The organism is Cupriavidus sp. FW305-3-2-15-C-LB2, from assembly GCF_058787575.1.
In genome coordinates, this window is the sequence record NZ_JBYSZW010000022.1 from 64,113 (window position 1) to 76,806 (window position 12,694).

At 65.1% G+C, this 12,694-nt stretch carries 9 protein-coding genes and 1 pseudogene; 3 read left to right on the forward strand and 7 right to left on the reverse strand.

Features of this window, described 5'->3' with window-relative positions; translation table 11 throughout:
* Positions 1 to 13: 13 nt before the first annotated feature.
* Positions 14 to 1,021, reverse strand: coding sequence for a Bug family tripartite tricarboxylate transporter substrate binding protein (locus tag AC3WRR_RS17700; RefSeq protein WP_011616501.1), 1,008 nt, complete (start codon positions 1,019 to 1,021; stop codon positions 14 to 16).
* Between the two features lie 113 nt (positions 1,022 to 1,134).
* Here AC3WRR_RS17700 and AC3WRR_RS17705 point away from each other — a divergent pair, with 113 nt between their 5' ends.
* The gene (locus AC3WRR_RS17705; RefSeq protein ID WP_010812593.1) at positions 1,135 to 2,031 is read left to right on the forward strand and encodes a LysR family transcriptional regulator; all 897 of its coding nucleotides are present in this window, start codon (positions 1,135 to 1,137) and stop codon (positions 2,029 to 2,031) included.
* A 107-nt stretch (positions 2,032 to 2,138) separates the two neighbouring features.
* On the opposite strand, the pseudogene AC3WRR_RS17710 reads toward AC3WRR_RS17705, so the two are convergent.
* Both AC3WRR_RS17710 and argC read right to left on the reverse strand, forming a co-directional pair.
* A pseudogene (locus AC3WRR_RS17710) lies at positions 2,139 to 2,243 on the reverse strand (MBL fold metallo-hydrolase); the annotation flags it as partial.
* 274 nt (positions 2,244 to 2,517) lie between these two features.
* Complete coding sequence (gene argC, locus AC3WRR_RS17715; RefSeq protein WP_011616502.1) at positions 2,518 to 3,471, reverse strand: N-acetyl-gamma-glutamyl-phosphate reductase; 954 nt, start codon at positions 3,469 to 3,471, stop codon at positions 2,518 to 2,520.
* Positions 3,472 to 3,672: 201 nt separating this feature from the next.
* Between argC and AC3WRR_RS17720 the strand changes: the two genes are divergently transcribed.
* Positions 3,673 to 4,557 (forward strand): LysR family transcriptional regulator, encoded by an 885-nt coding sequence (locus tag AC3WRR_RS17720; protein ID WP_010812590.1) that lies wholly within the window; start codon positions 3,673 to 3,675, stop codon positions 4,555 to 4,557.
* A 1,160-nt stretch (positions 4,558 to 5,717) separates the two neighbouring features.
* Here AC3WRR_RS17720 and phaZ read toward each other — a convergent pair.
* Both phaZ and AC3WRR_RS17730 read right to left on the reverse strand, forming a co-directional pair.
* Positions 5,718 to 6,956, reverse strand: coding sequence for a polyhydroxyalkanoate depolymerase (gene phaZ, locus AC3WRR_RS17725; protein WP_058698309.1), 1,239 nt, complete (start codon positions 6,954 to 6,956; stop codon positions 5,718 to 5,720).
* A gap of 335 nt (positions 6,957 to 7,291) precedes the next feature.
* Positions 7,292 to 8,179: a LysR substrate-binding domain-containing protein gene (locus AC3WRR_RS17730; protein ID WP_010812588.1), complete on the reverse strand. Its 888-nt coding sequence runs from the start codon at positions 8,177 to 8,179 to the stop codon at positions 7,292 to 7,294.
* A 108-nt stretch (positions 8,180 to 8,287) separates the two neighbouring features.
* Here AC3WRR_RS17730 and AC3WRR_RS17735 point away from each other — a divergent pair, with 108 nt between their 5' ends.
* The gene (locus AC3WRR_RS17735; protein WP_011616505.1) at positions 8,288 to 9,556 is read left to right on the forward strand and encodes an MFS transporter; all 1,269 of its coding nucleotides are present in this window, start codon (positions 8,288 to 8,290) and stop codon (positions 9,554 to 9,556) included.
* Positions 9,557 to 9,749: 193 nt separating this feature from the next.
* On the opposite strand, the gene AC3WRR_RS17740 is transcribed toward AC3WRR_RS17735, so the two are convergent.
* The gene (locus AC3WRR_RS17740) at positions 9,750 to 11,414 is read right to left on the reverse strand and encodes an ABC-F family ATP-binding cassette domain-containing protein (RefSeq protein ID WP_492297585.1); all 1,665 of its coding nucleotides are present in this window, start codon (positions 11,412 to 11,414) and stop codon (positions 9,750 to 9,752) included.
* Between the two features lie 300 nt (positions 11,415 to 11,714).
* Positions 11,715 to 12,413 carry a hydrolase gene (locus tag AC3WRR_RS17745; RefSeq protein ID WP_010812585.1) on the reverse strand — a complete coding sequence of 233 codons (699 nt, stop codon included), beginning with the start codon at positions 12,411 to 12,413 and terminating at the stop codon, positions 11,715 to 11,717.
* Positions 12,414 to 12,694 lie beyond the last annotated feature (281 nt).

Sequence of the window (12,694 nt, forward strand, 5' to 3'; positions counted from 1 at the left end):
ATTCTCGGAAGACTTAGTTTGCCTGGATTCCCGCGCTGCGGATGACGGTGCCCCAGCGTTGTTGCTCGGCACGAATGAATGACGCAAATTCGGCGCTGCCCGCGCCGACAGGCGTGCTTGCGTCCTCGGCAAGTCGTTGTCGCACCAGCGGGGTGGCCAGGGCCTTGACTGCCTCGGCATGCAGGCGGCTGACCACCGGCGTTGGCGTGCGCGCTGGCGCCATCAGCCCAAACCATTGCGAGCTTTCAAATCCCGGGTAGCCTTCCTCGGCAATGGTGGGAACGTTGGGAATCGGCGCGAGGCGCTGTGACGATCCAACGGCGAGGATGCGCAGCTTGCCCGCCTTGGCGTGTTGCAGGATCCCCGCCAGGCCCGCCGATGCGGCGTCGATGTTTCCGGCGAGCAAGTCGGAAATCTGGGCGCCGGTGCCCTTGTATGGCACGTGCACAAGATCGATATGCGCAGTCTGCTTGAGCATCTCGAAGGCAACGTTGCCAGCGCTTCCGTTGCCCGCCGATCCATAGGTCATGGCACCAGGCTTCGTCTTGGCCTGGGCGATGAATGCCTTGATGGAATCGCTATGGACGGTAGGCCCCACCGCGAACACCATCGGCACTTTCGCCAGCAAAGTCACCGGCGTGAAGTCCTTCAGAGGATCGTAGGGAAGCTTGCGCATCATGGCGGGATTGACGGCAAGCGTGCCAACGTGGCCGAGAACCAGTGTGTATCCGTCAGGCGCTGCGCGTGCGGTCTCCTGCATGGCGATGACACCCTGGCCGCCGCCCTTGTTGTCCACCACGATCTGTTGGCCCAGATTCTTCGACATCTCTGCCGCGATGACGCGGGCAATGGCGTCCGAGCTTCCGCCGGGCCCATACGGGACAATCAGCCGGATCGGCCTGGCGGGTGTCCAGGTCTGCGCCTGTGCGGGAATCAGTGCAGTGGCTAGCGGGATCGCGAGGGCGGCTAGGGCGTTACGGCGCGACATGCGCCGTAACGGCTCTTGTACTTTGTTGGGCATTGTGTCTCCTGCTTGGTCAGGACAGTGTTTCGTTCCATCCATCGGGCGAATGATCACGCTGACCGGATTCCAGTGTAAAGTGCAAAGATCACAAGTATTCTTGCGTATGACACATGAATTTCGATTTGGCGGACTTGCGAGCGTTCCTGGCCGTAGCCGATCTGGGCAGCTTCAAGGCGGCATCCGATGCGATGTTCCTGTCGCAGTCGGCACTGTCGCGTCGCGTCGATAAACTGGAAGAAGCGCTTGGCGTCGCGCTGTTCACGCGGACCACCCGGAAAGTCGAATTGACTACCCTGGGCCGCATGTTTGTGCACAAGGCGCGAAACGTCATCAACGAGCTGGAAGAGGCCATGCTCGGCATCCAGACCGTTGCCGATCGGCTGTCGGGCGAGGTGACGCTTGCATGCGTACCGTCTGCGGTCGGGCATTTCCTGCCCTCTGTCGTGGGGCCGTATCACGAGCGCTATCCGGGGATACGGATCCGCATCATTGACGAGTCTTCCGGGGATGTCCTTCTCGCGGTCACGCGCGGCGATGCGGATTTCGGCCTGACCTATATCGGGACGCAGGAGCCTGACATCGATTTCTGCCCCTTGATTGAAGAGGCGTTCGTTGTCGCCTGTCGCAAGGGGCATCCGCTGGCGACGCGAAGAAGCGTCAAATGGAAAGACCTTGAAGGCTTTGACTACATTACGCTCGCGCAAGGCAGCGGCAACCGCTTCCTGATCGACCAGGCCCTTGCGCGGCTGCCGGTAAGACCGCGATGGTACTGCGAGGTAAATCATGTTCCCGCCTTGGTAAGCCTGGTCCAGGCCGACCTGGGAATCGGTGTTGTGCCTCGAATGGCTTTGCCGCCGAAGTCCAGCAGTGGTCTGCTTGCGATCCCGCTGACTGACCCAGTGATAACTCGAACGTTGGGATTGATCTCGCGACGAGGACGCCCGTTGGCGCCGGCCGCTCAGTTTCTCTTTGACATGCTTATCCGAAGAGGAACAGCGAAACCCTAGGCGCGTGGCACGAAGTTACTGCCGTGTCAGTGACCACCGGTGTCAGAGCACCCATGGTCACTCGGGAAGGAAGCGATGATCGACCGAGAATGGCCGACCCCAGGCTCGTCCGGGCGCAGTTTGGCCTTGACGCCATCCACGTTCAGGCCCCCGACGTGATCCATGTGCATATGCGTAATCACGATGTCGGTGATCGCAGCCAGGCCTCGACCGTCGCACGTCTTGTGCAACCATCGTTGCAACCGATTGTAGGCAGCGGGGGCGAACGCCAGTAGCATCGCGAAGGCCCTCAGTATGTTGACCGAACGGCAACAATTGCTCCTGCGTCAGTACGAGCGCATGCGGAAATATCACGAACGCATCCACGCCATGCGTGGCATGCGGATTCACAGACGCGCCGAATCACGCGTGATTGACCCGATCGCACCAGGCGGGCCGGAAGCCGGGAAGCTGCCGGCCCGCTTCTTATTTCGAGCTGGGTAGGCTTCAGGCGGCCCGGTGAACCTCCGCCGCCACCCCGGCCAGCATGAGGTCGAGGTTCTGCACTGCCGCCCCCGAAGCACCCTTGCCGAGGTTGTCGAACACCGCTGCCAACAGCACTTGCCCGTGCTCGCAGTTGGCGAACACGCCCAGGCGCAGGTCGTTGGTGCCGTTCAGTGCCTGCGGGTCGAGGTGAGTGGCGGCGGCCGATTCGGCTAGCGGCATCACCTCGACATGGCGGGCGTTGGCGTAGTGGTCGAGCAGGCAGGCGTGCAGCCTGCCGACGTCCGTGCCGGGTGCCAGCAGGTCCAACTCCAGCGCCACCGTCAGTACGATACCTTGCCGGAAGGCGCCGTAGGCCGGCACGAAGGCGGGGCGCCGTGCCAGGCCCGCGTGCTGCCGGATTTCAGGCGTGTGCTTGTGCGCCAGGTCCAGGCCATAGACCTGGAAGGGCAGGGCCCGGGTGGCCTCCGGTCCCTCGTAGGTATCGACGGCGATGCGGCCGCCACCCGAATAACCCGACACCGCATGGATGGCGATGGGGTAGTCGTGCGGCAGCAGGCCGGCCTCCGCCAGGGGGCGCAACAGGCCGATCGCCCCGGTGGGATAGCAGCCCGGATTGCTGACGCGCAGCGCGCCCGCGATGCGCTGCGCCTGGCCGGCGGTCATCTCGGGAAAGCCGTAGGTCCAGCCGGGCTGCGTGCGGTGTGCCGAACTGGCGTCGATCACACGCACCGCAGGGTTGACGATGGACGCCACCGCCTCGCGTGCGGCGGAGTCCGGCAGGCACAGGATGGCGATGTCGCAGCCGTTGATGGCGTCGGCGCGGGCGCGCGCATCCTTGCGCTGGCCGGCGGGCAGTGTCAGCAGGCGCAGATCGTCGCGTCCGCGCAGGCGCTCGTGGATCTGAAGGCCGGTGGTGCCCTGGTCGCCGTCGATGAAAACAAGAGGGTAGCGCATGGGATGGATCCTTGGCAGTGGCGTGAAAGTGGCGGCCCCGGCCGGTTCAGCATCAGCTCTGCGTTGGTGCGGCCGGTACAGGAAGCGCCATCTTGCGCCACCGGCTAGAATCGAAGAAGTTGAATTTCATGACGATGAAATTCACGTTTCCTGAACGATATTCCTCGTCAGCAGATACGCCCTTAACCGGAGTGCCGCCCCATGCGCGAGATCAGCCTGGACCGCCTGCGTACCCTCGTCGCCATCGCCGATCTGGGTTCCTTCGCCGAAGCCGCGCGCGCGTTGCACCTGGCTCCGCCCACCGTCAGCCTTCACATTGCCGAGCTGGAAGCCCGTGTCGGTGCGCAACTGCTGACGCGCAGGCGCGGTGAGGTGCGCCCGTCGTCCATTGGCGAGACCCTGGTCGATCGCGCCCGCCGCCTGCTGGCCGATGCCGACCTTGCGCTGGACGACGTGCAGCGTCAGGTGCAGGGGTTGACCGGCCGCGTGCGCCTCGGCGCCTCGACCGGGGCCATCGCCCACCTGCTGCCGCAGGCGCTGGCCATGCTGGCGGAGCGGCATCCCGACATCGACGTGCAGGTGGCCGTGCTTACCTCGGAGGAGACGCTGGCGCGGCTGGCCGCCGGCACGCTGGAGATCGGTCTGGTGGCACTGCCACAGGCGCGCGTGGCGGGGCTGACCATCCGCCCTTGGCGGCGCGATCCGGTACGGGCTTTCCTGCCAGCGAGCTGGCCCTGCCCGGCGCGCATCACGCCGGCCTGGCTGGCAACGCGCCCGCTGATCCTCAATGACGGCACCACGCGCCTGTCGCGCCTGACCGCCGAGTGGTTCGCCAGCGGTGGCCACAGGCCGGCGCCGCGGATTCAGCTCAACTACAACGACGCCATCAAGAGCCTGGTGGCGGCCGGCTATGGTGCGGCCCTGCTGCCACACGAGGTCACCACGCCGGCGCCGGATGCGCGCATAGTGATGCGGCCGCTGCGGCCGGCGTTGTGGCGGCGACTGGGGTTGGCGCACAGCGGGGAACGGGTAGAACGTGCCACGGAATACGTACTGGAGGCCCTGTGGGCGCTGCGGGCGGGATAGTGCCGTTGGCCACACGTCGGCCGGCGGCTGTGCGCGGCGCCGCCACGCGTTGATCGTGTCCTCGATTGCATTGATGGAGACATTTGCCGCGCCTGTCTGCATGTTGCGGTCATGGGCCCCTCACTGGTGAGCGCCCCAAGCTCAGCGCCCATGGGGCTGCTAGCGGCGGGCGGCATAAGCGCCGTGCCGTTTCGGACTAGAATCCTCTGAGGAGGTGTCAGTCATGTCAGCTATCAAGCGCATCGATCCGGGCCATTCCGCCCATCAGGCCGCGCCGCACAGGACCCCCCGCTACCCTGCGGAGCACGTCACGCTGACGGCTGGCTCCAGGAAGAGGCTACGCCCCAGTGTGCCGCATCGAAAGGTCGGGCGCGGCAAGGTCGGCGTCGGCGGCAAGTAGGGACCTGCAGCGGCTGGTCGGCTTCGCGCCCGGCGGCTCGGTCGATGGGCCGGCCGGTCCCGTACAGGCACTCGATCACTTCTTCACGATCGAAGTACGCGCCGGCGCGTGACGTTCAGTTCGTTGCCATAGTCTGTGTCGGCATCAGCGATCACCGGTACCACTACCGACTGCGCGATGACGCGTGAACAAGCTGGGCGCGGGGCAGATCACGCACGATGTGTCGTCGGCGCCGGAGGGTTAGCGTCATTCTTGAACTCGTGTGCACCCTCATCGCACGCCGGCGCGGAGCAGAGTTTGCAGCTACTTGAGCGCTATTGGGTTCGCAGGCTTGTGTTTACAGCGCGAGCGTCTACCGTGATAGGCGATCCCACAGGAAAGGAGACAGCAATGAAAAAGCTAGCTTTCCTCGCCGCCCTTTCGCTAACGGCCGTTGCGGCGTGGGCGCAGGGCGGTCGCTACGGTTCGCCTCCAACACCGGGGACTGACACTGGCAGGCGCGCGGAGCCAACTGTGCAGGCCGCCAGCGGAGCTTCCGGCGAGAGTGCCAAGAAAGACAAGAGCGAAGCGCACGGCAAGGTTGACCGCAGCAAGGGGCGTGCCGGCGGCCAAGGCGCTTCCGCCGCGGCAACGCGTGGCCGTCCTGCATCGGCGCCCGAGAGCCAGCCCTGAGCTGGCCACCGCGAGTTCTTGTTCCCCAATAGGGATTGCACAACCCTTGACTGGATGATCGCTTGCGCCTGCCCGCGGGCAGGCGATGCTAAGTATCGTGCCCGGTCAGATCGCGGATGCGGGGGTAGACGTCGGTGCACCAGCGAGGCCCGCAGAACAGATCATAGTGGCCGCACTGGCGGGCCGTGAGGTGCCGCTTGTCGCATGCGGCGATGCCTTGGCACAGATCGTGCGCGGCCTGCGTCTGGCCCCGGCCGGAAATCTCATCCTGTTCGCCCTCGATGGTCAGCAGTGCGGTGGTACGGATGTCCTGTGGCCGCACTGCCTCGCCCCGCACCTGCCAGCTGCCGCGCGCCAACTGAAATTCCTGGAACACGAGCTGGATGGTGTCCAGGTAAAACTCGGCCGCCATGTCGAGCACCGCGTGGTAGGCATCGCAGGCACGCCGGTGCTCCTTGGCACGCACGGGGTCGCAGCGAACGAGATCCAGGCAATAGTCCCAATAAGCCTCCCCCAGACGTTCTGGCTGTGCCGCCGCCAAGCCGGCAAGTTGCAGAAAGCTTGGGCACACCTTGCGTCCGGCACCCGGGTAGGGCTGCGGTACCGCATAGATCAGGTTACGCTGAAACCACGCGAGAGAGTGGCGCGCGGCCAGACGTCCGAGTGCAGTCGGGCTGCGGCGTGCATCGACCGGGCCGCCCACCAGGATGAGGCTCCTGGGCGTCGGCTCACCCGCGCTCGCCAACAGGGAAACCGCAGCCAGCGCTGGCACGGTGGCCTGACAGATGGCCAGCACATGTAGCGGTTCCGCCCCGATCCGACGGATAAAGGCCTGCAGGTGGGCCACCTGGTCATCGAGGTGGAACGGTCCTTCGGCCACCGGCACGCGACGCGCATCGTTCCAATCCGTCACATACACGACATGCTCGGGCAGCAAGGCCTGCACGACTTCACGCAGCATGACGGCATGATGGCCCGCCAGCGGCGCACAGACCAGCACCGGCGGCGTCGGTGCGGTGCAAGGGTCAAGCGCGCCCATGTCGGGTGCGAAGCGCAGCAGCCGGCAAAACGGCCCTTCCACGATGACCTGCTCAGCCACCGCGATGACGTGGCCGTCGCGCCGGATGGCGGTGATGATGCCAAACGACGGCTTCTCGCAGGTCCTGCCGAGCCGGTAGAGCATCTCATAGCCAGCAGCAAAGCCCGATGCGCCCGGGACATACGCGAAGGGGCTGGCCGGATCGATGAACGCATTTGCTGCGCTCGCCGCCCATGCGGTGAATGGCGCGAGCAGCGCGCGCTGATACTCGACGAGCTGGTACAGCATGAAGACTCCCGTAGGAACGCGCACACGATTCCGGCTGGCAATGACATCCGCGCTGTGTTGCTCACGGCGATGGGCATGCTGCCGGGGTCGATGTGCCTCTCCATGGCAACAGGTGTCACCGCGGGGGGGAACGTGCAGTCATAAACACGGGCCAGGATTTCACTATATGTCGGACAGGCCTTGCTGCAACGCCAAACATCAAGCGCCGCGCCGCTGGCGGGGCCCGCTTGCTTGCGACCCCGTACCGGTCTTCCGCATCCTGTTACGTGAACGGCCGGAATTCGATGGTTCACCGCCGATCCGATAGGGCGTGACCAGCCATCCCACCGCCGCCATCACACTGGACGCAACGCCTCAAGCATGATGTCAGCCAGGCGCTGCGATACCTCGGACGCGGGTCCCGGCGCGCGCAGCAGCATCAGGGGCATCTTGCCGAGCGGCGGCAATCCTTCGGCAGCCCCAAGTTGCCGCAGCGATGCCGGCAAGCCGTAGGGCGTGCGGACCACCAACCCAAGTCCGGCTGCCGCGGCGGCCCACAGGCCACCAAGGTTGGGGCTGGTGAACGAGACGCGCCAGGGGATTCCGGCGCGGTCCAATGCCGCCGTGGCGGCATCGTGGAAATGGCAGGGCCGGTCGAACGCCGCCAGCGGTATCGGCTGGCCGGGCTCGATGTGCCACGGCAGCGCAGCCGGTCCGACCCAGCACATCGGCGGTTCGCCGACCACGGCGATATCGGCGCCGGGCTCTCTTGCCGTCCGAGCGCCATCCGCGCCGCCCCAGACCAGCGCGAGATCCAGCGTCCGCGCCTGGATGCGGGCGAACAAATCGTGATTGCGCGCCACCATGGCTTCGACCCGGACCTTCGGATGCGCTCGCGCAAACCGCCCCAACACCTCCGGCAGCATTGCCTCGCCGAACTCTTCCTGCAGTCCCAATCGCACGCCGCCGGACAGGTCCACCCCTTTCACGGCCGCGGCAGCTTCGTCGTTCAGGGCAACGATTCTGCGCGCGTAGCCAAGCAGCAGACTCCCCGCCTCGGTAAGTTCCAGGGTCCGGCCGGCCTTGCGAAACAGCGGCGTGCCTGCCATGTCCTCGAGCTTGTGAATCTGCGCACTGACGGCCGAAGTGGAGCGCCCGACCTGCTCCGCAGCGCGCGCGAAGCTGCCCAGGTCGATGCCGGCGATCAAGCTGCGCAGCGCGGCAATATCAAGATTCGACGTCATGGCAATCGTGCGGAAAAACGAAACAATTGGTCCCAAACTTTCTGATTTTCAAGACGAATATTGGTTGCAATACTGACGCCCTGTCAACAGCCTTATCGGAGGGCCGTCGTGGCCGAGTCCGTCTGTTTTGCCCGCCCTGGTGGCAATTCCCTCGCGGCTTCCGCCGCTTCGCATCGCTGGAAAGTGTTGGGCGTCGGCGTTGCCGCGAACGCCAGCTTCATCGCTGCCGCCAACGGGTTGCCCGCCACCGCGGTGTGGCTGCGCAGCGCCTATCAGATCGACAACGGGGGGCTTGGCCTGCTGCTTGGTGCGTTGGGCATCGGCGCCGCGTTGTCCGAACTGCCGTGGGGCGCAGCGGCCGACCGGTGGGGCGACCGTCGCGTCCTGCTGTACGGGCTCGGCGCCACCGCTCTCATACTGGCGGTGATGGCACTGTTCCTGGCCCCAAGGCCGGATCGCGTGCCGTCCTTGCCGGTGGCGATGGCCTGCATGGCGCTGCTGGGACTGGCGGGCGGCAGCGTCAACGGGGCCAGCGGGCGGGCGGTGATGCGATGGTTCGCCGACGGCGAGCGCGGCCTGGCGATGAGTATCCGCCAGACGGCGGTGCCCCTCGGCGGCGGGCTAGGGGCGCTCGTGTTGCCGTGGCTGGCCTTTGCCATGGGCTTTCGCTGGGTGTACGCAGTCCTGGCCGCGTTCTGCCTTGCCTCTGCCTGGCTGACCTGGCGATGGCTGCACGAACCCACGCATCTCGCTGCCCCCGCGTCGGCACGACGCCATGCGCATGACAATGCCAGCCCGTTGCGCAGCCTGCGGGTCTGGCGCATTGCGTTGGCCATCGGCATCCTGTGCGCGCCCCAGTTCGCGGTCTTGAGCTTCGCCTCGGTGTTCCTGCACGATGCGGCCCATGTGGCTGTGTCGGGCATCGCCGCCACCCTTTGCGCTGTGCAGCTCGGCGCGATGGCGATGCGGATCTGGAGCGGCCGCCATACCGATCGGCGTGGCAACCGCCGTGCATGGCTGCGCCATTGCACGCTGATCGCCGCGCTGATGTTCGTGCCGCTGGCCCTCTGCGCGGCGGTCGGGCAGGGTGTTCCTGCGACGCTGACCATGGTCGCGGTCGTGCTGGCTGGCATCGCGGTTTCGGCCTGGCATGGGGTTGCCTACACCGAACTGGCGACGCAGGCGGGCGCGGAGCGGGCGGGTACGGCCCTCGGACTGGCCAATACGCTGGTCTTCGCCGCGTACTTCGCTGCCCCTGCGGCGATTCCGCTACTGCTCGATAGCGGCGGCTGGGCCGGCGTCTGGCTCCTGGCCGGGGCCTGCGCGGCGACCGCGTGGCCGCTTTTTCCCCGGGCTGGCGATGGTCCCGGCAACTGACTGACGTTTCCAGTCACTGCTTCGACCGGCGAGCAGCTTCCCATTAATAGGCATGCGCAGGGTTCTGAAAAGGAGAACCACTGCGACGGGATTTCGGAACTCGCCATATCAATCACGAGGCGCTCAATGGCGACCTTCGCGCTGAATCCTGTAAAGCTCACGCCTGGGTCCCACCATTTCAGGCGATGACCTTCTACACTGCGGCAGGCTGCTCGCGCAGGCGACGGGCTTCGTCGCGCAGGAACTGCTGGTAATCGTCCAGATCGCCGTCGAAGGGCTCGACGCCGCCCTTGGTGACCAGCCAGAACTCATCGCATACGGCGCGCAGCAGGGCCCGGTCGTGACTGACCAGCATCACTGTGCCTTCGAATTCGTTGAGCGCCATGCCTAGCGCTTCGCGGGTGGCCAGGTCGAGGTGGTTGGTAGGCTCGTCGAGCAGCAGCAGGTTGGGACGCTGCCACACGATCATGCACAACACGAGCCGCGCCTTCTCGCCGCCGCTCATCGTGCTAACCGCCTGATGGACCATGTCGCCACTGAAGTTGAAGGTGCCGAGGAAGGTGCGAAGGGATTGTTCGGTGCCACTCTGGCCGGGAGCGCGCATGTGCGCCGGCGTGTCCTTGGCAAGGCGGATCATGTGCTCCATCGGCGTGTCGAGCGGGCGCAGCACGTCGAGTTCCTGCTGTGCGAAGTAGCCGATATTCAGGCCTTTGCCTTCGCTGATTTCGCCGGCAATCGGTGCCAGCGCGTGCGCCACCGTCTTCACCAGCGTGGACTTTCCTTGGCCGTTGGCACCGAGAATGCCGATGCGCTGCCCGGCCAGCACGGAACGGTTGATGCCCCGCACGATGATCGTGGGCGGCGTGCCCGGCAGTGCGCCGGTCGGCGCCGGGTAGCCAAAGCTCGCGTCCAGCATCGACAACAGCGGGTTCGGGACGTTGAGCGGCTCCTTGAACTCGAAGTTGAACTCTGCGTCGGCAAGTACCGGTGCGATCTTCTCCATGCGTTCGAGCGCCTTGACCCGGCTCTGCGCCTGCTTCGCCTTCGAGGCCTTGGCCTTGAAACGGTCGATGAATTTCTGCAGGTGGGCGATCTTGTCCGCCTGCCTGGCCAGCGCGGCCTGCTGCAATACGAGTTGCTCAGCGCGCATGTCTTCGAATTTGCTGTAGTTGCCGCCATAACGCACGAGCTTGGCGTTGTCGACGTGCACCGTCACCTGCGTCACCGCATCGAGGAATTCGCGGTCGTGGCTGATCACTACCAGGGTTCCCTGATAGCGCTTGAGCCAGGCTTCCAGCCAGACCAGCGCGTCGAGGTCGAGGTGATTGGTCGGCTCGTCGAGCAGCAGCAGGTTGGACGGGCACATGAGCGCGCGCGCCAGTTGCAGTCGCATGCGCCAGCCGCCGGAGAAACTGTTGACCGGCTGACTAAGCTGCGCAGCACTGAAGCCAAGGCCGAGGATCAGCGCTTGGGCACGCGCGGGGGCATCGTGTGCACCGGCGTCGTGCAGGGCCATGTAGGCGTGCGCCATGCGCATGCCGTCGTCGCTGACCTCGGCGGCGGCTACTTCGGCCTGCGCGGCCAACAGCACGGTATCACCCTCGACTACGAAGTCGGTCGCGCTCTGCCCGGTCTCCGGCATCTCCTGCGCGACCTGGCCCATCTTCCATGCAGCGGGAATCGAGAACTCACCGCTGTCTTCGTGTAGCGTCCCGTTGAGAAGGCCGAAGAAGGATGACTTGCCGGCGCCATTGCGGCCGACAAGACCAATCTTTTCGCCGGGGTTGAAGGTGACGGACGCGCGGTCGAGTACGACATTGACGCCGCGGCGCAGCGTGACATTACGGACGGAAATCATAGGGAGCTACTTCAGAGAGGATTCGCATGATAGCCGACCGGATGTGCAGGGCTGTAGTCTGATGCGTTGACGTTTGTGCTCATGGCTGAGATCCATCCTGTAGCGGGGGCATGCCCGCGGGGGAGGGTTTCCCCCGCGGAGGGGACGATCATGCGATCAGCGCGTTGGCGACGATCGCTGCCGCCGCTACGCTGGACGTGCTGATGGCCAGCCAGCATCCCAGCAGGAAGGCGCCGTTGGCCACGCTTCGACCTGGAATCATCTTGTGTGCTCCGAGGGATGGCTGGTGGCGGACATGCATCAGCGCTCGATGACCGGTGCGTGCACGGGAGCCAGCGATTCGTGCGTGGTTGCCGTGCGTTGCGCGGCCTTGTGGACCATCGTATAGGCATAGTCGACCCCCATGCCATAGGCGCCCGAGTGCTCCTTGACCACGGCCATCACGTCGTCGTACGTCTCGCGGTTCTTCCAGTCGCGTTGCCATTCCAGCATGACCTGTTGCCAGGTCACGGGCACCACGCCTGCCTGGACCATGCGCTGCATGGCGTAGTCATGAGCTTCCTTGGTCGTGCCGCCCGAAGCGTCGGCCACCATATAGATCTCGTAGTCGCCCTCAAGCATTGCGCACAACGCGAAGGTAGTGTTGCAGACCTCGGTCCACAGGCCGGCCACGACGATTTTCTTGCGGCCATTGGCGGCCAGCGCGTCGCGCACCTTCTGGTCGTCCCAGGAGTTCATCGAGGTGCGTTCGAGCGTTTGCTTGCCGGGGAAGACGTCGAGCAGTTCGGGGTAGGTATAGCCGGAGAATGAATCGCTCTCGACCGTGGTGATGGTGGTCGGCACATCGAAGATCTTCGCTGCCTTGGCCAGGCCCACGACGTTGTTCTTCATGGTCTGGCGGTCCATCGACTGCACACCAAAAGCCATCTGGGGCTGGTGGTCGATGATGATCAGTTGGCTGTTGCGCGGGGTCAGGACTTCCAGCTTGGCGTTCGACATGTTGCTCTCTCCGATGAAATTTATTCAATGATTTTGAGTTCTCGTTGGGCGGCGCTTTGTTCGCTGTGTTGCGTTGTCGTGCCGTCCATGTGACGAACTATAGCGGAGGAGAGTGCGGAGGCAGTCAGCCAGAGTTGTAAGTATTATTCAAAAAATTTGATTAAATCGGGACATGTACGACCCTGGCTCCGGTGGGCGTTTGGTTCCTGAAGCCCGCGAGCGTGGCGGGCTCCGACAACTTGGAGGAGATCGAAAATGACCGCCAGCGGCGCGGCACCAGG